This is a genomic window from Sphingomonas sp. AOB5 (genome assembly GCF_029433115.1).
Lineage (GTDB): Bacteria > Pseudomonadota > Alphaproteobacteria > Sphingomonadales > Sphingomonadaceae > Sphingomonas.
In genome coordinates this window covers 21,258-39,310 of the sequence record NZ_JARNTV010000036.1, presented here as the reverse complement: position 1 = coordinate 39,310, position 18,053 = coordinate 21,258, and the positions used below count along the sequence as shown (strand labels likewise).

At 66.0% G+C, this 18,053-nt stretch carries 21 protein-coding genes; 11 read left to right on the top strand and 10 right to left on the bottom strand.

The window, feature by feature from the left end; all coding sequences use genetic code 11:
• The first annotated feature begins 137 nt into the window (after positions 1–137).
• From P1X14_RS14715 to P1X14_RS14700, 4 genes are all read left to right on the top strand, one after another.
• Complete coding sequence (locus tag P1X14_RS14715) at positions 138–1,040, top strand: sterol desaturase family protein (protein WP_277316139.1); 903 nt, start codon at positions 138–140, stop codon at positions 1,038–1,040.
• On the top strand, positions 1,027–1,329 hold the full coding sequence (locus P1X14_RS14710; protein ID WP_277316138.1) for a hypothetical protein: 303 nt from the start codon (positions 1,027–1,029) through the stop codon (positions 1,327–1,329). The genes P1X14_RS14715 and P1X14_RS14710 overlap by 14 nt, the downstream gene beginning before the upstream one ends.
• A gap of 86 nt (positions 1,330–1,415) precedes the next feature.
• Positions 1,416–3,002, top strand: a complete 1,587-nt coding sequence (locus P1X14_RS14705; protein WP_277316137.1) for a GMC family oxidoreductase N-terminal domain-containing protein — start codon at positions 1,416–1,418, stop codon at positions 3,000–3,002.
• 18 nt (positions 3,003–3,020) lie between these two features.
• On the top strand, positions 3,021–3,482 hold the full coding sequence (locus P1X14_RS14700; RefSeq protein ID WP_277316136.1) for a hypothetical protein: 462 nt from the start codon (positions 3,021–3,023) through the stop codon (positions 3,480–3,482).
• Between the two features lie 114 nt (positions 3,483–3,596).
• Here P1X14_RS14700 and P1X14_RS14695 read toward each other — a convergent pair whose 3' ends face one another.
• The 5 genes from P1X14_RS14695 to P1X14_RS14675 form a co-directional block, all read right to left on the bottom strand.
• Positions 3,597–4,937, bottom strand: coding sequence for an ammonium transporter (locus P1X14_RS14695; protein ID WP_277316135.1), 1,341 nt, complete (start codon positions 4,935–4,937; stop codon positions 3,597–3,599).
• A 14-nt stretch (positions 4,938–4,951) separates the two neighbouring features.
• Positions 4,952–5,290, bottom strand: coding sequence for a P-II family nitrogen regulator (locus P1X14_RS14690; RefSeq protein ID WP_277316134.1), 339 nt, complete (start codon positions 5,288–5,290; stop codon positions 4,952–4,954).
• A 151-nt stretch (positions 5,291–5,441) separates the two neighbouring features.
• Positions 5,442–5,648 (bottom strand): DUF2007 domain-containing protein, encoded by a 207-nt coding sequence (locus tag P1X14_RS14685; RefSeq protein WP_277316133.1) that lies wholly within the window; start codon positions 5,646–5,648, stop codon positions 5,442–5,444.
• Positions 5,648–6,199 (bottom strand): pyridoxamine 5'-phosphate oxidase family protein, encoded by a 552-nt coding sequence (locus tag P1X14_RS14680; protein WP_277316132.1) that lies wholly within the window; start codon positions 6,197–6,199, stop codon positions 5,648–5,650. Before P1X14_RS14680 ends, P1X14_RS14685 begins: the two co-directional genes overlap by 1 nt.
• Positions 6,200–6,208: 9 nt before the next feature.
• Complete coding sequence (locus P1X14_RS14675) at positions 6,209–7,144, bottom strand: DUF5996 family protein (protein WP_277316131.1); 936 nt, start codon at positions 7,142–7,144, stop codon at positions 6,209–6,211.
• A gap of 64 nt (positions 7,145–7,208) precedes the next feature.
• Here P1X14_RS14675 and P1X14_RS14670 point away from each other — a divergent pair, with 64 nt between their 5' ends.
• Together P1X14_RS14670 and P1X14_RS14665 are read left to right on the top strand one after the other, a co-directional pair.
• The gene (locus P1X14_RS14670) at positions 7,209–7,454 is read left to right on the top strand and encodes a type II toxin-antitoxin system CcdA family antitoxin (protein ID WP_277316130.1); all 246 of its coding nucleotides are present in this window, start codon (positions 7,209–7,211) and stop codon (positions 7,452–7,454) included.
• Entirely contained in the window at positions 7,454–7,750 is a 297-nt protein-coding gene (locus tag P1X14_RS14665) for a CcdB family protein (RefSeq protein WP_277316129.1), read from the top strand. The genes P1X14_RS14670 and P1X14_RS14665 overlap by 1 nt, the downstream gene beginning before the upstream one ends.
• A gap of 1 nt (position 7,751) precedes the next feature.
• On the opposite strand, the gene tldD is transcribed toward P1X14_RS14665, so the two are convergent.
• The 4 genes from tldD to P1X14_RS14645 are packed head-to-tail and all read right to left on the bottom strand — an operon-like array spanning position 7,752 to position 10,379.
• The gene (gene tldD / locus P1X14_RS14660) at positions 7,752–9,179 is read right to left on the bottom strand and encodes a metalloprotease TldD (protein WP_277316128.1); all 1,428 of its coding nucleotides are present in this window, start codon (positions 9,177–9,179) and stop codon (positions 7,752–7,754) included.
• A gap of 54 nt (positions 9,180–9,233) precedes the next feature.
• Complete coding sequence (locus P1X14_RS14655; protein WP_277316127.1) at positions 9,234–9,776, bottom strand: hypothetical protein; 543 nt, start codon at positions 9,774–9,776, stop codon at positions 9,234–9,236.
• Positions 9,760–9,996 (bottom strand): zinc-finger domain-containing protein, encoded by a 237-nt coding sequence (locus P1X14_RS14650; protein WP_277316126.1) that lies wholly within the window; start codon positions 9,994–9,996, stop codon positions 9,760–9,762. The genes P1X14_RS14655 and P1X14_RS14650 overlap by 17 nt, the downstream gene beginning before the upstream one ends.
• A 56-nt stretch (positions 9,997–10,052) precedes the next feature.
• Positions 10,053–10,379, bottom strand: a complete 327-nt coding sequence (locus P1X14_RS14645; protein WP_277316124.1) for a hypothetical protein — start codon at positions 10,377–10,379, stop codon at positions 10,053–10,055.
• A 144-nt stretch (positions 10,380–10,523) separates the two neighbouring features.
• Between P1X14_RS14645 and P1X14_RS14640 the strand changes: the two genes are divergently transcribed.
• The 3 genes from P1X14_RS14640 (at position 10,524) to P1X14_RS14630 (ending at position 13,879) form a co-directional block, all read left to right on the top strand.
• Positions 10,524–12,287, top strand: a complete 1,764-nt coding sequence (locus tag P1X14_RS14640; protein ID WP_277316123.1) for a TIR domain-containing protein — start codon at positions 10,524–10,526, stop codon at positions 12,285–12,287.
• Between the two features lie 37 nt (positions 12,288–12,324).
• Positions 12,325–13,248: an ABC transporter ATP-binding protein gene (locus P1X14_RS14635; protein ID WP_277316122.1), complete on the top strand. Its 924-nt coding sequence runs from the start codon at positions 12,325–12,327 to the stop codon at positions 13,246–13,248.
• Between the two features lie 445 nt (positions 13,249–13,693).
• Positions 13,694–13,879 (top strand): hypothetical protein, encoded by a 186-nt coding sequence (locus P1X14_RS14630; RefSeq protein WP_277316121.1) that lies wholly within the window; start codon positions 13,694–13,696, stop codon positions 13,877–13,879.
• 3 nt (positions 13,880–13,882) lie between these two features.
• Here P1X14_RS14630 and P1X14_RS14625 read toward each other — a convergent pair whose 3' ends face one another.
• Complete coding sequence (locus tag P1X14_RS14625; protein WP_277316120.1) at positions 13,883–14,920, bottom strand: hypothetical protein; 1,038 nt, start codon at positions 14,918–14,920, stop codon at positions 13,883–13,885.
• A 47-nt stretch (positions 14,921–14,967) separates the two neighbouring features.
• On the opposite strand from P1X14_RS14625, the gene nadB reads away from it, so the two are divergent.
• Entirely contained in the window at positions 14,968–16,563 is a 1,596-nt protein-coding gene (nadB, locus tag P1X14_RS14620; protein ID WP_277316119.1) for an L-aspartate oxidase, read from the top strand.
• Positions 16,560–18,002, top strand: a complete 1,443-nt coding sequence (locus tag P1X14_RS14615; protein WP_277316118.1) for a mannosyltransferase — start codon at positions 16,560–16,562, stop codon at positions 18,000–18,002. Before nadB ends, P1X14_RS14615 begins: the two co-directional genes overlap by 4 nt.
• Positions 18,003–18,053 lie beyond the last annotated feature (51 nt).

The following is an 18,053-nucleotide window of genomic DNA, read 5'->3' as shown; positions in this document are numbered from 1 at the left end:
CCCCACCCGGCCACCCATAGAATATACTTCCGTTGGGTGGCCGGGTGGGGGAGCGGGCCGGCACCGCATCCACGGAGTGGATCGGGCACCGCACTTTGCCATTTTGCGGACAATTTACACTGATGTAAGGAGTGGCAATGGAGAGGCTGCCCAACCCGGTCGATTATGCGATCCCGGCGTTCGTCCTGCTCGTGCTGGCCGAGATGGTCGTGGCATGGGCCAAGGACCGGCGCCGCTATTGCCCGCGCGATACGCTGACGTCGCTCGCGCTGGGACTCGGCAGCACGGTGGCGGGGCTGATCACCGGCGGCGCGGTGGTGGCGCTGGGCGTGTGGCTCTCCCAGTTCCGGCTCTTCGACATCGGCTATGCCTGGTACTGGTTCGCGATCTGCTTCGTGATCGACGACCTCGCCTATTATGTCTTCCATCGCTCGGCGCATCGCGTCCGCTGGTTCTGGGCCAGCCATGTCATCCATCATTCGAGCCAGCATTATAACCTGTCGACCGCGCTGCGGCAGACCTGGACCGGCTTCATCTCGCTCGGCTTCATCTTCCGCATCCCGCTGTTCCTGATCGGCTTCCCCCCGGCGATGGTGTTCTTCGTCGGCGGGCTGAACCTGATCTACCAATTCTGGATCCATACCGAGGCGATCAACCGGATGCCGCGCTGGTTCGAGAGCGTCATGAACACGCCGTCGCACCACCGCGTCCATCACGCGACCAACCCGCGCTACCTTGATAAAAATTATGCAGGTGTGTTCATCATATGGGACAAAATGTTCGGAACCTTCGTGTCCGAACGCGATGACGAGCGACCGCAATATGGAATCGTCAAGAATCTCGGCAGTTTCAGCCTGTTATGGGCCGCGACGCACGAATGGATCGGCATCGCCAAGGACGTCTGGAGCGCGCCGGGACTGCGCAACAAATGGAATTACATGGTTAAGCCGCCCGGCTGGAGCCATGACGGTAGCCGCGACACCAGCGAGGTGATCAAGGCGCGCTGGGAAGCCAAACAGGGCGTACATGCCGAGCGATGATGCCGATGCTCCGGCCGACGATCGGCTCGATATCCATGCCGGATATCTCGCCATGGCCTGTGCGCTGGGCTGTCTGCTGACGGCGCTCATTTTCTGGTCCAGCTACTATGAACTGGCATTTGCCGCCTGGCTCTACTGGCCATTCGCGTTCGCTGCCTTCGGGTTCGCGATCCGTGCCCTGTTTCAGCGGCGATGGGGCTGGGCGTTGGCGGCATTGGCAACCTTGGCGGTCCCGCTGACGCCGGTGGCCATCCTCATTTACGAATGCGCGCGGGGAAACTGCATCTGAGCGGCACAGTGCGTCTGCAATAGCGCTTGGACGTTCGATCCAAGCCGTTACTCTGGGAGGGGAATCGCGTGGATCAGGGGCGTCCGGTGGAAGAATCCGATATCGTCGTCATCGGTTGCGGCTCCGGGGGGAGCGCGGCGGCCGGGCGGCTGAGCGAGGACGGCAAGTACAAGGTCACCGTGCTCGAAGCCGGCGGGCGCAACACCAGCATCAAGACGATCATGCCGGGCATGATGCCGTTCCAGCCGGACAAGGTGAACTGGCGCTTCGAGACGGTGCCGCAGCCCGGGCTGAACGGCCGCCGCGGATATCAGCCGCGCGGCCGCGGCATGGGCGGCTCCTCGGCGATCAACGCGATGCTCTATCTGCGCGGCCACCCCCAGGATTATGACGAGTGGCGCGATCTGGGCTGTAGCGGCTGGGGCTGGGACGAAGTGCTGCCCTATTTCAAGCGCGCCGAGCACAATGTCCGCGGCGCCGACGCATTCCATAACGACAGCGGCCCGCTATGGGTCAGCGATCAGGACTGGGCCAATCCCGGCGCGCATGCCTTTGTTCAGGCGGGCGCGGCGCTGCAGATACCGGTCAACGAGGATTTCAACGGCGCGCGGCAGGACGGCGTGGGCATCTATCAGGTGACCCAGCGCAACGGCGAGCGCTGGACCGCCGCGCGCGCCTATCTGGGCGAGGCGAAGAATCGCGAGAATCTGGAGATCCTGACCGAAGCGATGGTCGAGCGCGTGCTGTTCGAGGACGGGCGCGTGTGGGGCGTCGCCTATCAGCGCGACGGCCAGCAGAAGATGATCCGGGCAAAGCGCGCGGTGGTGATGGCCGGCGGGGCGTTCCAGACGCCGCAGCTGCTGATGCTGTCGGGCATCGGCCCGGCGGCGCATCTGAAGGAAATGGGCCTCGCGGTGCAGGTCGATGCGCCGGGGGTCGGCGCCGACCTTCAGGACCATATCGACTATGTCGCGGCGTTCGAGACCAAGGGGACCTTGTTCCTCGGCAGTTCGCTGGCCGGCACCCTCAAGTCGCTCGGCGCAATCTTCCGCTGGATGGCGAACCGGACGGGGCCGATGACCACGCCCTATGCCGAGGCGGGCGGGTTCCTCGCCACCGATCCGGCTTCGGACGTGCCCGATATCCAGTTCCACTTCGTCGTCGCGATCGTCGAGGATCATGGGCGCGCCAAGGTGAAGGGCCATGGCTATTCGTGCCATGCCTGTGTGCTGCGTCCCGAGAGCCGGGGGACCGTCAGGCTCCAGTCGCTCGATCCCAATGTGCCGCCGCTGATCGATCCGAACTTCCTGGGCGACCAGCGCGACGTCGAGACTCTCAAGCGCGGCGTGCGGGCGATGTACCGCATCCTCGAAACGCCGCCGATGACCGGCTTCAACGGCAAGGATCGCTATCCGATCGATCTGGACGACGATGCCGCGCTGGAACGGCTGATCCGCGCGCGTTCGGACACGGTCTATCACCCGGTCGGCACCGCGCGGATGGGATCGGATGCCGGCGCGGTGTGCGATCCGCGGCTGAAGGTGCGCGGGGTCGAGGGGCTGTACATCGCCGATGCCTCGGTCATGCCGCGGCTGGTGGGCGGCAACACCAACGCGCCGTCGATCATGATCGGCGAACGCTGCGCCGATTTCGTGCGTCAGGATCTGGGCTAGTCCCGGCCGGTCCGCCAGATGCGCATCGTCACCGGATCGCGCGCGCTCGGGATCGCGCTCGCGCTGACGGGATGCGGCCAGCCCTCGCCTGCTCCCTCGCCGCGTCCGGAATCCTATGCCGAGCGCCGCTGTGGCGGCGTGCCATCGGCATGGGGCGAGCCGGGATCGGAAAATGGCGAGCTGATGCAGTTCAACCGGCTGGACGTCAGCGATTCCGGGCTGCGCTGGAACGACAAGGCCATCGACCGGGCGGCGATGCATCGCAACCTTGACGCAGTTGCGGCGATCGGACTGCCACTGCCGCTCACCGTGATCGTCGTCGCGGACGCGACCGGCTGTTCGACGGTGGCTTCGGTTCGCAGCGAGATCGACGCGCGGCTGCACTGTGCGGCGAGCCACAACTGTATCGAATATTCGGAAGCCGACTGGCGCAAATGGCATCCGCCGCTTCCCCCGCCGCCGCCAGAGAAGGCCGACTAGCCGCCAACAAAAAAAGGGCCGGTGGGATCACCACCGGCCCAGTATGTCCGCAGGAGGAACCTGGGGAGGGCGCCGCACCCTTTTGGAGAGGTGCGGGCGCGGCGCCCAATCTTGTCAGTAGTTGTAGGCGCGCTCGCCATGCTCGCCGAGATCGAGGCCTTCCTGCTCGACTTCGGGGGTCACGCGGCCACCGGTGAGTGCCTTGGCGATGACGATGGCGATCGTGGTGCCGATCGTCGCCCAGACGATGGTGGCGCCCACGGCCTGTGCCTGAACCAGCAGCTTCTCGACCATGTTATAGTCTTCCGCACCCGGGCCACCGAGCGACGGCGCATAGACCACCGCGGTGCCGATGGCGCCGACGATGCCGCCGATGCCGTGGATGCCGAAGGCGTCGAGCGAGTCGTCATAGCCGAGCTTCGGCTTCACGACGGTCACGAAGAAGAAGCAGACGACCGAAGCGACCGCGCCGAGCACGATGGCACCGAACGGACCCGAATTGCCTGCCGCCGGAGTGACCGCGACGAGACCGGCGATGACGCCCGAGCAGAAGCCCAGAGCCGACGGCTTGTGACCCGCTGCACGCTCTGCGAGCATCCAGAACAGGGCCGCCGAGGCGGTTGCGACGAAGGTGTTGATCATGGCGAGGCCGGCCGAAGCATTGGCTTCCAGAGCCGAACCGGCGTTGAAGCCGAACCAGCCCACCCACAGCAGACCCGTGCCGATCATGGTCATGGTCAGCGAGTGCGGGGTCATGCGCTCGGTCGGATAACCGATGCGCTTGCCGATGATCAGCGCCGCGACCAGCGCCGAGACGCCGGCGTTGATGTGGACCACGGTGCCGCCGGCGAAATCGAGCGCGCCGAGCTTGAAGAAATAGCCGCTGGCCGCCCACACCATGTGTGCGATCGGGAAATACACGATGGTGAGCCACACCAGCGCGAAGATCATCACGGCGGCGAACTTGATACGCTCGACCACCGAACCCAGCACCAGCGCGACGGTGATCGCCGCGAAGGTCATCTGGAAGCTGATGAAGACATATTCCGGGATCTCGACACCGGCGGTGAAGGTCGCGGCCTGCGACGACGCAGTCACGCCCTTCAGGAACAGCTTGTCGAAGTTCGACACGACGTTGCTGAGCGGGCCTTCATAGTCCGGACCGAAGGCCATGGTGTAGCCCCACATCACCCAGACGAGCATGGCGAGACACGCCACCGCGCCGACCTGGGTCATGACCGACAGCATGTTCTTGGTGCGGGCAAGACCGCCGTAGAACAGTGCGAGGCCGGGGAGGATCATGGCGAGGACGAGGACCGTGGCGGTCATCATCCAGGCGACATCGCCCTTGTCGACAGTGGCTGCGGGTGCCGCAGCGGCGTCCTGTGCCCAGGCGGGCAGCGCCGCGAACAGCGCAAGGCCGGTTCCGGCCGCAATTTTCAATGCGTTTTTCATGTTGCTCCCCTTGCTCACAGCGCCGTCTCGTCGGTCTCGCCGGTGCGGATCCGCACCGCCTGACCCACGTCGAGGACGAAAATCTTGCCGTCGCCGATCGCGCCCGTGCTGGCAGCGGCCTGGATGGCCTCCACCGCGCGGTCGACCAGGTCGGCTCCGCAGGCGATCTCGAGCTTGATCTTGGGCACCATGTTGGTGCTGTATTCCGCGCCGCGGTAAATCTCGGTCTGGCCCTTCTGGCGGCCGAACCCCTTCACCTCGGTCACGGTCATGCCGGTCACACCGACTCCCGTCAGTGCTTCCCTCACATCATCCAGTTTGAACGGTTTGATGATGGCGATGATCAGTTTCATGCCGCCCCCTCTCTTCTCGCGAGTTTAACCCGGGGGCAGAGCAGCAATTGCCGTGCCAGAGGCAAGAATCCCGCTTTTCTGCGGGTTTCAGGCGAAATCAAATGTTACGGAAAGGTAAATTTTTGTGCAGTTGCGAAAGCGTGCCCAAAAATCAGGCAGGATTCGCGACGATCGCGCGGGCAGCGTCGAGGTCGGTGTCGTCGACCATCACCCGCACCGGGATGAAGAAGGCCATGCTGCCTTCGATCACGCTGGCGCCCGCATCGAAGGCGAAGGCCATGATCCCCTCGTCCTCCAGCCGACCGACGACGATGTGCGCCTCGGGCGGCGGAAAGCGGCCCAGCTCGACCAGTGCCATCAGGACACCGGCACGGTGGGGTTGCGGACGGGCAGGCCGTCGATGCTGGTGGTGCGGACCGCATATTTGCCGAACCGCTCGGCATCGTTCGACTTGAGGTGATATTTGCTGAGCGTGGTGCGTTCGCGCTCGAAGCTCATATGCGGCACGCCCCAGCCGCACGAGGTCTGCACCTGATCGATCGCCACGCGGAAGATCTGGCGCGTGCCGGGCAGCAAAGTGAAGCCGGCGGCCAGCGCTGCCCATTCCTCGTCCTGCGGCAGCACCGGGACGCCATGGCCATAGATGCGGAAGATCAGCGCGGGGCTTTCGAACGCGCAGAACATGATGGTGATGCGCCCGTCGGCCAACAGGTGCGCGTTGGTCTCGTTGCCCGATCCGGCGACGTCGAGATACGCGACGGTGCGATCGTCGAGCACGCGGAAGCAATCCATCCCCTTGGGGCTGAGGTTGATCCGCGCACCATCGGCGGCGGTGGCGACGAAGAAGACCGGCTGGCGCGCGATGAAGGCGCAATGGTCTTCGGTGAGCGCTTCGAAGAATTCGGCCATGCGCCGCTTCTAGACCGCTCGCGGCTTGCCGGGAATACCGGGCGCGCAATCCAGCGCGGCGCGGTCCCAATCGCCAAGGTCGGCGGCGGCATCATAGGTGGATTGCAGGAAGGCGGCGATGGCCGCCTCCGGGTTGGCAGCGGTGCGGACCGCGTCATAGTCGAGCAGGAACTCGCCGAGCGCGGGATCGAACCGTGCGGCGTCGGGACGGGGCGTGGCATCGGCAAAGCCCGGAGGCGAGGGATAGGCATAGGAATAGAAGGCGGCGTGCGGATAGGCGTCGCTGCCTGGCCAGAAGCCCGCGCTGGAGACTTCGTGGCTATAGGCTTCGCGCGTCACATCGTCGGGCAGGCCGGGGACGCCGCCGGGATGGGGCGGCGCGGCGCGGCCGGAGAAGCGGGTGACCGCCAGATCGAAACTGCCCCAGAAGAAATGGACCGGGCTGGCCTTGCCCAGAAAGCCGGTGCGGAAGGCCTTGAACGCGTGATCGACGCGGCACAGCACCGCATGGAACGCCTCGACCGCGGCAGCGTCGTAGGGGCGCATCGCATGATCATCGGGGAAGCGGACCGGATCGGGGACCTCGTTGGGTTTGGTTGAGATCTTCACCGCAATGCCGAGGTCGGCGAGTGCGCCGAGGACCGCGGCGTAGAAACCGGCGATCGTCCCCGCCCCCAGCGGCAGGCTGCGCTGCTCGCCGCCGATGGTCGCGATGCGCAGGCTGTGGGTCTGGAAGTCGAAATCGATCTCGAACGGTCCGGCGTCGGACGGAATGGGCGAACTGCCCAGCCCCTTGGGCGTGACGTAGAGCGGCACATGCCAGCCATGGTTGAGCCACGGCGTCAGCGCGATCCGCACCTTGCCGGCGATCTGGGTCATCAGCTGGAGATGGATCGCAGTCTCGCGCCATGCGGGCCAGTCGAGGCGGGGCCAGTCCTGTGGCATGCGTGTCACTCCCGTCCTGTGAGGCTCAATTGACGCGCATCATTCGTGCGCATACCATCCGGGCATGAGACACGACTCCATTGGTTCGGGCAAGCGCAAGTCGGTCAATCTGTCGATCGATACGGGCGTCATCGCGGCTGCGCGCGAAGCGGGTATCAACCTGTCGCAGGTCAGCGAGAAGGCGATCCGCGATGCCGCAAAGGCTGAACGCGACCGCAAATGGGCGGAGGAAAATCGCGACTGGGCGGAGGCCTGGAACGTCTGGGTCGAAGAGAACGGCCTGCCCCTGGAAAAATATCGCCAGTTCTGATGGCCCAGTTCGACGTTTACCGCGTGCCGGGTTCGGGCCTTGTGCTCGATTGTCAGAATGTGTCGCTGGCGCATCTCGGCACCCGCGTCGTCTTGCCGCTCATTCCGGTAAGTAAGGTGCCGCCGGCGAGGGATCGGCTGCATCCGGTGTTCGAGATCGACGGACAACCGCATCTTCTTGCAACCCATCTGGCCGCGACCCTGCCGGTAAAGGAGCTGGGACCCGTGGTCGCGTCGCTGGCCAGCGAGCATTACGCCATCATCGGCGCATTCGATCGGCTGTTGACCGGCGTCTGACCTAAGCCGCCGTCCCGCCTACCGTCAGCCCTTCGATCAGCAACGTCGGCTGGCCCACGCCCGCGGGCACGCTCTGTCCGCCCTTGCCGCACATGCCGACGCCTTCGTCGAGCGCGAAGTCGTTGCCGATGCCGGTCACGCGGGTGAGCACCGAAGGGCCGTCGCCGATCAGCGTCGCGCCCTTGATCGGGGCGCCCAGTCTGCCGTTCTCGATCCGGTAGGCCTCGGTGCAGGAGAAGACGAACTTGCCCGAGACGATATCGACCTGACCGCCGCCGAACGACTTGGCGAAGATGCCCTTCTTCACGCGGCTGAGCAGTTCGGCGGGATCGTCATTGCCGCCCTTCATGAAGGTGTTGGTCATGCGCGGCATCGGCGCGTGCTGGAAGCTTTCGCGGCGCCCGTTTCCGGTCGGGGCGACGCCCATCAGCCGGGCGTTCAGCCGGTCGTGGATATAGCCTTTCAGGATTCCGTCCTCGATCAGGATATTCTCCTGCGTCGGCGTGCCTTCGTCGTCGATCGACAGCGAACCGCGGCGTGCATCCATCGAACCGTCGTCGATCACCGTCACGCCGGGCGCCGCGACGCGCTCGCCGACGCGTCCGGAAAAGGCGCTGGTGCCCTTGCGGTTGAAATCGCCTTCGAGACCATGGCCGACCGCTTCGTGGAGCAGCACGCCGGGCCAGCCGGGGCCGCACAGCACGGTCATCTCGCCCGCGGGGGCATCCTCGGCGTCAAGATTGACCAGCGCCTGCGCCAGCGCCTCGTCGATCGCGCGGTTCCACGTCTCGGGCTGGAAGAGATTGTCGTAGAGGGTCCGCCCGCCCAGCCCGAAATTGCCGGTCTCGCGGCGTCCGTTCTGTTCGACCACGATCGACACGTTGAGACGCACCAGCGGGCGGACATCGGTGGCGATGAAGCCATCGGGGCGGACCACTTCGATCACGCTCCACTGGCCGGTCAGGCTGACCGAGACCTGCGCCACGCGCGGGTCGCGAGCGCGGGCGGCGGCGTCGATCGACTGGCAGAGATTCACCTTGTCGGCAAAGGGCACCAGATCGAGCGGATCGGCATCGGTATAGAGATGGCGGTTGTTACGGCGCGGCGGCGGCGCCTTCTGCCCCTTGGCCGGATCGATCAGCGCCATCGTCTCGGCCGCGCGGCGGATCGCCTCGGGCGTGATCTCGTTGGCATGGGCAAAGGCGGTGGTCTCGCCCGACACCGCGCGCAGGCCGAAACCCGATTGGGTGTCGTAGCTCGCGGTCTTCAGCCGCCCATCGTCGAAGCCGAATGCCTCGGTCTTGCGATACTGAAGATAGAGTTCGCCATCCTCGGCCTTGCCCAATGCCTCGGCAGTGAGTTTCTGCGCGGTGTCGGGGTCAAGCGTGTCGCGGTACAGGAAACCGCGCGGATCGGTGAACTGGCTCATGGACAGGGATATAGGAGCCTTGGCGTCCCGGTACACCCTTTGCGCGACATGCGCTCAGTCCTTCTCCATCACCTCATGGGTGATCGACAGGGTGATATATTGATAGCTGGCATAGGAATCGGTTCCCGCCGCTTCGATCAATACCAGGTCGACTTCGGTCTCGCCGCCGGGCACCTTTATCGTGCTGGTGCTCCGGCGCTTGGCCGTCGCCCCGCCATAGTTCGATGGGCCGGAATAGGGCTGTATCCCGGTCAGGCAGGCGCTGAACCGCGAAAACATGGCATCGTACATCGCGGCCATCGCCGATGGGTCGCCGCCCTGCCAGTGGCAGCTGAGATCGACGCGGTCGCCATCGGCACTGAAGTCGCAATTCTCCGGGGTCGGCAGGGAAGAGTCCTTCCCCGCGCGGATCGTCAGCCGATAGGGCTTGCGCGCGATCCCGAACGACACCCCGGCAAAGTTGCGGCCATCGGCATTGGTCAGCGCGCGAAGATCGTCGCACTTCTCCTGCGCATGCGCGACCGGCACAGCGACGAGCGACAGGACGAGCAGCGCCGGCGCGATCCGGCGCCTGCGGGCCTTATTGCGGGCTGGCACCGGAGGCGATGTCGGGCAGGTGCGACTGGTCCGCGCCATCGGCGGGTCCACCGATCAGCACGAAGCGCCGGTCGCAATAGCCGCAATCGACATAGCCATGCTCGTCGATCTGCAGGAACACGCGCGGATGGCCGAGCGCCGCGCCACCGGGAATGTCGGTCGCGCCGTCACAGGCGACGCGGGCGGTGGTGACGCGGGAGAGTTCGGGCGGTGCGATCATGGCGTGCGGTTAGCAAAGCGCGAGAGGCTGGGCAATCGCGCTTGCCGCCCGGGACCTCAAAGGCCCTGGAACAGCGTGCCGACCTCTTCGACTTCCTTGGTGCAGCCCATCACGACCGACTGATAGTCGGACGGCTTCAGCTCGTTCTCGGCAGTCTTCAGCGCCGCGCCGGCGGTGGTCGGGTTGCTGCGGCCGACCATCTTGCCGACATAGTACATCATCAGCGACTGCACCGCGGCCTTGGTGTCCTCGGGAACCTGGCTCGACATGCCCTGCAGCGCGATCGCGCAGCGCGCATCGGCCTTCATCGCCGAATCCTGCGCAAATGCAGGCATCGGTGCGGCGGCCAGCGTGACAAAGGCAAGCATCCAGACAGGCTTCACGATTCGAACTCCCCCAAAAATCCAGTCGTTGGCAATCATGCCGTGCAAGCTGCCCGGGGACAAGGGATTCGCTTGTTCTCAAGTGGTCAGCGTCTGCTCGACGGCGTGCGCTTCATGGAATATCCCGGGCGGAAAGGGGAGACGATGGCCAAGCTCGCCGAACGCTATGATCTGGTGACGCCGCTTTCGAGCGGTGCGCTGTTCGACGCCTGGCGGGCGATCGACACCCGCACGGGCGAGACCGTGTTCGCCAAGGTCGCCAGACCGGCTCTGGACGGCGACGCGCGCGAGATGGTTGCGGCGCATCTTGTCGGCTGGCGCGAGTTCCGGGCGGAGAACCCGCCGGGCATGCCGGAGATCCTCGATCTCGGCGAAGGCGATGGTCGGCCCTTCGTGGTGACGCGGTGGCTGGAAGGCGTGCCGCTCAACCGGCTCGAAAGCACGCTCCCGGCGCACCACGTGGTGCGGGCGATCGCGATCGGCGCGCTGCGTGCGCTCGCCGGCGTCCATTCCCGCTGGATGATCCACGGCGATATCAGCCCCGGCAACCTGATCGTGCAGCCCGATCTCTCGGTTCACCTGGTCGATCCGGGCGCGCGCGTGCCCGGCGTCGCGCGGGGCCTGACGCGGCGGATCCACGTGACCCGGGCCTTCGCTGCGCCTGAGGTGCTTGCCGGCAAGCCGGCGACGGCGGCGTCGGACCTTTACGCGCTGCGGATGGTGCTGACCGGGCTGGCGGAGCGGCTTGGTATCGCGTTGCACGATGTGCCGTGGGGCCCCCGATCCAATGCCGTCGACGCGCTCGGGGACGTCGAGCGGATGCCCCGATGGCCGCAGCCGCCGCCTCCTCCGCTCCCCTCGGATTGGCGCGCGGAACGTCATGAGATGATGTACTCGGATCTGAAGCCGGTCGATCCCAAGCTGCTCGAGATGCTGCGGCGATTGCGTCCGCTCCAGGATCGCCTGGCATCCGAGGCGCGGACCGAAACCGTCGCAATCCCCGCCGCCGCACCCTCTCCCGGCGATGACGATGCATGGGATGCGCGCAGCATGATGGTGGAGGTGCCGATGCCGGCCCCACCCGGCGACGAACCGCGCAAGGCTGATTTCCTCGTCGTCGCTCCCCGCGCGCTGGCGCCGGGCCGCAATTTCTTCCTCGAATTGTGGATCGGACCGAGCAACCAGCGCGCCGCCATGACCGCCGAAGCCACGCGCGGCGGCAAGATGGTGGAACGCGGCGGGCGGTCCTTTGTCGATCTGGCCGCGGATTCGATCGTCACCGCGATCCTCCAGCTCCCCGATTTCGAAGTCGAGGACCGGGTGGAGCGGCTTGGCTGGAACGGCACGATCCGCAACGCCGGGTTCATGGCCCGCGTACCCGACGCGCTGGTGCCGGGGCTTTATCCCGGCCGGATCAAGCTGCTGATGGACCAGACGCCCTTTGCCAGCATCGCCTTCGATCTCAGCGTGCAGGGTCTGAAGGCGATGCCCGAGCCGGAGTCGCTCGATGTTCGCGTGCAGCGGATCATGAAGGCCTTCGCGTCCTATTCCAGCGCCGACCGGGCCGAAGTGCTGCGCCGGATCCAGGGAATGCAGGCGACGGGGGTGGACGTGTTTCTCGACATTGTCGGGCTGCGCCGGGGCGAGATGTGGGAACCGGCATTGCTGCGCGAGATCGATGCCAGCGACCGGCTGTTCCTCTTCTGGTCGCGCAACGCCGCCGCTTCGAAATGGGTCGATCGCGAATGGCGCTATGCGCTGGAGCGCCGCGGGGTGGATTTCATCGAGCCGCTGGCGCTGGAGGATCCGCGCAATGTCAGCCCGCCGGACGAACTGGCCGGGAAGCATTTCAACGACATGCTGCTGACCTTCATCGCCGCCGAGGAAGTGCATCGCGGCCGAGCATAGCGCTTGCCTTCGTCCGCGGCTGGCCTATGCCGCGGCCATGACCAATGCGGCGATAGCGATCGAGGGTCTCTGCAAGACCTATTCCGGCGGCAAGCGCGCGCTTGATGGCGTGAGTTTCGATGTGCCGCAGGGTTCGGTGTTCGGGCTGCTCGGCCCCAATGGCGCGGGCAAGTCGACGCTGATCAACATCCTGGCGGGACTCGTCAACAAGACCGACGGCAAGGCGGTGATCTGGGGCTTCGACATCGATCAGCACCCGCGCAACGCCAAGGCGAGCATCGGTATCGTCAATCAGGAGATCCTGTTCGATCCCTTCTTCTCGCCGCTCGAGACGCTGGAGATCCAGGCTGGCCTGTACGGCGTGCCGAAGGAGAAGCGCCGCTCGATGGAGCTGCTGCGCGCGGTGCATCTGGAGGACAAGGCGCATGCCTATGCGCGCACGCTTTCGGGCGGCATGAAGCGCCGGCTGATGGTGGCCAAGGCGATGGTCCATTCGCCCCCGGTGCTGGTGCTGGACGAGCCGACCGCGGGCGTCGATGTCGAGCTTCGCCAGCAGCTCTGGGCCTATGTCCGCGAGCTGAACCAGCGCGGCGTGACGGTGGTGCTGACGACGCATTATCTGGAGGAAGCCGAGCAGCTTTGCGACCGGATCGCGATCATCAACCATGGCAAGCTGATCGCGAACAAGCCCACCCGCGACCTGATCGGCATGGCACAGGAAAAGGTGGTTGAGGTGACCGTCGACCGCGACGTGCCCGCACCGCCTTCGGCCAGCTGCTTCCAGAAGATCGAGATGAAGGGCGAACGCACGCTGGTGATCACCTATCGCAAGGATCAGGCGAATGCCGGGCAGGTGCTCGATGCGGTGCAGAAGGACGGCTACGGCATCGTCGATGTGAGCACGCGCGAAGCCGATCTGGAGGATGTGTTCCTGAACCTGACCCGGGCGGCGAATGGGTAATATATACGCGTTCGCCATGCTGGCGATGGCGCTTCCGGCCGAAGAGCCGGTTGCGCTCGGTTGATGGCCTTTGAGAATCCAGCGCGCTGCGTGCCGGCACCGGAATTTACACAGATACTCGACCAACTATGGTCGCAGCGCTCCGGAGGACCGGAACTGGCGCCGCGCTATCATGGCGTGCGCAGGGACTATGCTTCGGTGCGAGCGCAGTCCTATCGATCCGAGAGCATGGGTATCTCTGGTAGCTGGCATGGCCTTGCGGTGACAGCCATCCAGTTGTCCGAACGTCATGACAGCGGGCAGCGCACCGTCGGGGTCGTTTTCGCGGCACCGATCGAGCAGGTAAGAGCCGTACTGACAGCCGCGGGCTTCCGGGTTGGACCGAGGGGTGGACCGGCGCGGCTGGTCCCGACCGAAAAGGGTACGGCTTTGGAATGTGTTCTGAATGGCTGAACCCGATCTTGCGGGGATGACGGTGAACGAGCGGTTGTTTGCGCTCGGCCTGCTTGAGCAATTTGATGCCGCGCGTGAACAGAGCGATCTCTTGTCGATGCGGCGCTTGCTCGAACGGGTTGAAGTCGATGAGGCGTCGATTGTCGTGATGCTGGGCGGAGCATCGGATTCCCGCTGAGGGTCAGCCCGCGCCGCGCATCATCACCGGGCCGATTTCGAGCAGCCATTCGGCGCCTTCGCCGCGGATGAGGAACGGGCGGCGGAAACTGTCGATCACCATGCCGGGCCGGTCGAGGAACGCCTGACGGCGGATCAGGATATCGGGCACGCGGCACGCACTGGTCGACTGATAATGGAGCTGCATCCGGAGCGTATCGCCGGGCCGTGCCGCGACGAAATCATATGCGGCCATATCGCGCGCTTCGGGATCGGCGCGCATATCGAAGCGCAGCGTTTCGGTCAGCTGGTCCCAGCGCGGGCGGAAGGGACCGGGGCCGGGCCAGCGCGCATAGGCCGGGTCTTCGGGATAGTCGAGCCGATAGCGGATGCCGGCGGTCGCGATCCGGCGCAGATCGGGCAGCAGTTCGCGCCGTCCTGCGCGGCGGGCGGCATGGGCGGTGGCCAGATCGCTCGCGCTCGGCGGCTTGCCCTCATACGCTTCGATGACCCCGGTCATGTCGAGCCGGATGATCCAGTCGTGCGGCGGGGACAGGATCCAGACGTCGCGATATTCGGGCATTGCCGCCAGCGCGGCGGGCAGATGGCGCAGTGCGACCGCCTTCGACACGCGCAGCGCGGTCCAATAATCCTCATAGACGATCAGCACCGGCGTCTCGTTGTCGGCCAGCGCGTCGAGCCACTCGGCAGCGGTGGCGTCGCGCAGCGCGATATCGGGCTCGGGCGTATCGAGTGGCCACCAGCGCAGGCCACGCGCGACCGGGGCCAGATGCCAAGGCATTTCCGACCAACCCCACGGCACCCAGCCGGGAATCCAGTCGCGGACCTGCGACATGGGAACCAGCGCATGCGGCTCGCCCGCCATTTCCAGCGGATCGAGGATCGGAGCCAGGGCCTGGCGCAGGCTCTCGTCCCAGTCCTGCCTGGCCTGGTCGCGCTTGCGTGCGCGCATGCCGGCCAGTCGGCGATCGAGTTCGGCGCGGCGGCTTTCGGTCATGGCGCTGCGATAGCAGGACTGGGGCCGCCAGAAGAAGCCGCCCATTGCGCACCCGCTCGGCAGGCGCGATAGCCGGCCGCAAGGAGACGGACTTGGCCGGCAACGAGCAACGCAACAGCGACATCCTCATCATCGGCTCCGGTGCTGCCGGTCTCACCGCGGCGCTGAACCTCGCCTCGCGGTTCAAGGTCACGGTGCTGGCCAAGGGACAGCTCAACGAAGGATCGACCGCCTGGGCGCAGGGCGGGATCGCCGCGGTGCTGGAGCCGGGCGATACGTTCGAGAACCATGTCGAGGACACGATGGTCGCGGGCGCCGGGCTTAACGACCGCGACGTGGTCGAGTTCGTGGTCGAAAGCGCGCCTGCCGCCATCGCGCAGCTCGGCAAGCTCGGCGTGCCGTTCAATCAGGATGGCGACACGCTGCATCTGACGCGCGAGGGCGGGCACAGCCATCGCCGGATCGTCCATGTCGACGATGCGACCGGATGGGCGGTGCAGGAGGCCCTGCTGAAGGCCGCGCGCGCCAATCCGAACATTACGCTCGTGCCCGACATGGTGGTGATCGACCTTGCCACCAGCCGGCATGAGGCGCGCTATTCGGGCGCGGGCAATGTGTGGGGCGTCTATGCGCTCAACCGCGCGACCAGCCGGGTCGAGCTGTTCACCGCGCGGGCGACCGTATTGGCGACCGGCGGGGCGGGGCGGACCTATCTGTTCTCCACCGCGCCGCGCGGGGCGACCGGGGACGGGATCGCGATGGCATGGCGTGCGGGCGCGCGCATCTCGAACATGGAATTCATGCAGTTCCACCCGACCTGCCTCTACAATCTGGAGGTCAAGAACTTCCTGATCACCGAAGCGGTGCGCGGCGAGGGTGGGCGGCTGATCAATCCGCAGACCGGCAAGCGCTTCATGACCTATTATGACGCGGCGCGGATGGAGCTGGCGCCGCGCGACGTGGTGGCCCGCGCGATCGACGCCGAGATCAAGCGCTACGGCCTCGATTACGTCCATCTCGACATCAGCCATCAGCCGCCCGAGTTCGTGAAGACCCACTTCCCGAACATCTACGAAAAGCTGATCGGCCTCGGCATCGACATGACGAAGGAGCCGATCCCGGTCGTCCCGGCCCAGCATTATACCTGTGGCGGGATCGTGATCGACCGCGACGGGCGGACCGACCTGCCCGGGCTGTATGCCGCGGGCGAATGCACCCAGTCGGGACTGCACGGCGCCAATCGCCTCGCGTCCAACAGCCTGCTCGAATGCTTCGTGTTCGGCGAAAGCGCGGCCAGCCACATCGCGGCGAACTGGGAAGCTTTTCCTGAACCGCCGCCGATCCGTCCGTGGGACGAAAGCCGCGTGACCGATTCCGACGAGGAAGTGGTCATCAAGCAGAACTGGACCGAGATCAGGCGGTTCATGTGGAACTATGTCGGCATCGTCCGTTCGACCAAGCGGCTCGAACGCGCCGCGCACCGCATCAAGCTGCTGCGCGAGGAAGTGAACGACTATTACGGCCATTTCCGCGTGACCGCCGACCTGATCGAGCTGCGCAACCTGCTGGAAAGCGCCGACCTGATCGTCCGCTCCGCGCTGCACCGGCATGAGAGCCGCGGGCTGCACTATACGATCGACTATCCCGAAACGCTGCCCGAGGCGGTCGATACGGTCCTCGTTCCGTGATCGAGCGGCTGCGAACCGCCGATCGCGCGCTCCTCGGCATCGTAGCGCTGGCATTGGTGCTGCGCATCGCCGTGGCATTCTGGCCGCCGATCCATCACGCCGACGAGCTGTGGCAATATCTCGAGCCCGCCCGGCACGTGCTGGGCGAGCAATGGGTGCGGACCTGGGAAGCGGGCCTCGGCATGCGATCCTGGCTGGTGCCGGTGGGGCTGGCGGGGCCGATGGGGCTGGGTCAGGCGATCGCGCCGCAATCGGGCCTCGACATCATCCTGCCGCGGCTGGTGTGCGTCGGTATCGCGATGATCGGGATCGCGGGCGCCGCCGGGCTGGGCTGGCGCGTGTCGCGCACCCATGGGCTGGTCGCGGCGTTCGTCGGGGCGATCTGGTACGAATGGATCTATTTCGGCCCGCGCACCCTGTCGGAGCCGATTGCGACCGCGCTGTTCCTCGGCGCGGCATGGTTGCTGTCGGGAGAGACGCGCCCGCGCCGCTTCGTGATTGCCGGGTTGATGCTCGGCCTGTGCTGTCTCGTCCGCTTCCAATATGCGCCTTCCGTCGCGGTGCTGGCGATCGGCATGGCGCGGACCGATCTGGCGCGGTGGAAGCCGATGCTGCTGGGCGGCGTCGCGGCGGCGGCGATCAGCGCGCTGGCCGAGCTGGCGATGGGCGCCACGCCGTTCCTGTGGATGTTCCGCAACCTCCAGTCGAACCTGATCGAGAATCGCAGCGCGATGTTCGGCGTGTCGCCGGCATGGTGGTATCTTCAGGCGCTGTGGGAGCTGTGGGGGCCGGCGCTGTTCCTCATCCTCGGCCTCGCGGGGCTGGCGGCGCGGCGCTATCCGGTGCTGTTCGCGGCGGCGATCGTCAATATCGCGCTCCATTCGATGATCCCGCACAAGGAATATCGCTTCATCCTGCTGTCCACCTCGATCCTGGTGGTGCTGGCGGCGATCGGCAGCGTCGACCTGCTCCAGCGGCGCTTCGCCGCGCGGCGGGCGGTGGTGGCGCTGGGCGCGGGCTGGTTCTTGCTGTCGGGATTGTGCGGGGCACTGGGCGCGTCGGCATCGCAATGGGGCAATAGCGGGCGGCTGATCGCGGCATGGCGGATCGCAGGGCAGCAGCCCGGCATTTGCGGCGTGGCGCTGTATCGCAGCCGCCATGTGCTGGCCGCCAGCCACACGCTGTTCCGCCGCGACCTGCCGATCTATCAATATGACGATGGCGACGCGCCTGCCGCGCTGCAATCGCGCGCGTTCAACGTGGTGGTGGCGCCGGGCGAGCGCGAGGCCGACCTGACCGGTTATCGTCTCGCCGGATGCGGTAGCAACCGCACGCGCGACTATTGCGTGTACCGGCGCGAGGGTGGCTGCACCCCGTCGCCCGCCGATGCACAGCACGATATCGACCGGTTCCTGAGGCGCCACGACGGCCGCAAATAGGTTGCTACGCCGCGGCGCGTTTACCGTATCCTGTCCCGAAACGGTTCCCTG

Bases quoted from the DNA above. Each gene is read 5' to 3' on its own strand.
- P1X14_RS14715 (WP_277316139.1), top strand. From the start codon at position 138: ATGGAGAGGCTGCCCAACCCGGTCGATTATGCGATCCCGGCGTTCGTC.
- P1X14_RS14710 (WP_277316138.1), top strand. From the start codon at position 1,027: ATGCCGAGCGATGATGCCGATGCTCCGGCCGACGATCGGCTCGATATC.
- P1X14_RS14700 (WP_277316136.1), top strand. From the start codon at position 3,021: ATGCGCATCGTCACCGGATCGCGCGCGCTCGGGATCGCGCTCGCGCTG.
- P1X14_RS14695 (WP_277316135.1), bottom strand. From the start codon at position 4,937: ATGAAAAACGCATTGAAAATTGCGGCCGGAACCGGCCTTGCGCTGTTC.
- P1X14_RS14690 (WP_277316134.1), bottom strand. From the start codon at position 5,290: ATGAAACTGATCATCGCCATCATCAAACCGTTCAAACTGGATGATGTG.
- P1X14_RS14685 (WP_277316133.1), bottom strand. From the start codon at position 5,648: ATGGCACTGGTCGAGCTGGGCCGCTTTCCGCCGCCCGAGGCGCACATC.
- P1X14_RS14680 (WP_277316132.1), bottom strand. From the start codon at position 6,199: ATGGCCGAATTCTTCGAAGCGCTCACCGAAGACCATTGCGCCTTCATC.
- P1X14_RS14675 (WP_277316131.1), bottom strand. From the start codon at position 7,144: ATGCCACAGGACTGGCCCCGCCTCGACTGGCCCGCATGGCGCGAGACT.
- P1X14_RS14670 (WP_277316130.1), top strand. From the start codon at position 7,209: ATGAGACACGACTCCATTGGTTCGGGCAAGCGCAAGTCGGTCAATCTG.
- P1X14_RS14665 (WP_277316129.1), top strand. From the start codon at position 7,454: ATGGCCCAGTTCGACGTTTACCGCGTGCCGGGTTCGGGCCTTGTGCTC.
- tldD (WP_277316128.1), bottom strand. From the start codon at position 9,179: ATGAGCCAGTTCACCGATCCGCGCGGTTTCCTGTACCGCGACACGCTT.
- P1X14_RS14650 (WP_277316126.1), bottom strand. From the start codon at position 9,996: ATGATCGCACCGCCCGAACTCTCCCGCGTCACCACCGCCCGCGTCGCC.
- P1X14_RS14640 (WP_277316123.1), top strand. From the start codon at position 10,524: ATGGCCAAGCTCGCCGAACGCTATGATCTGGTGACGCCGCTTTCGAGC.
- P1X14_RS14635 (WP_277316122.1), top strand. From the start codon at position 12,325: ATGACCAATGCGGCGATAGCGATCGAGGGTCTCTGCAAGACCTATTCC.
- P1X14_RS14630 (WP_277316121.1), top strand. From the start codon at position 13,694: ATGGCTGAACCCGATCTTGCGGGGATGACGGTGAACGAGCGGTTGTTT.
- P1X14_RS14625 (WP_277316120.1), bottom strand. From the start codon at position 14,920: ATGGGCGGCTTCTTCTGGCGGCCCCAGTCCTGCTATCGCAGCGCCATG.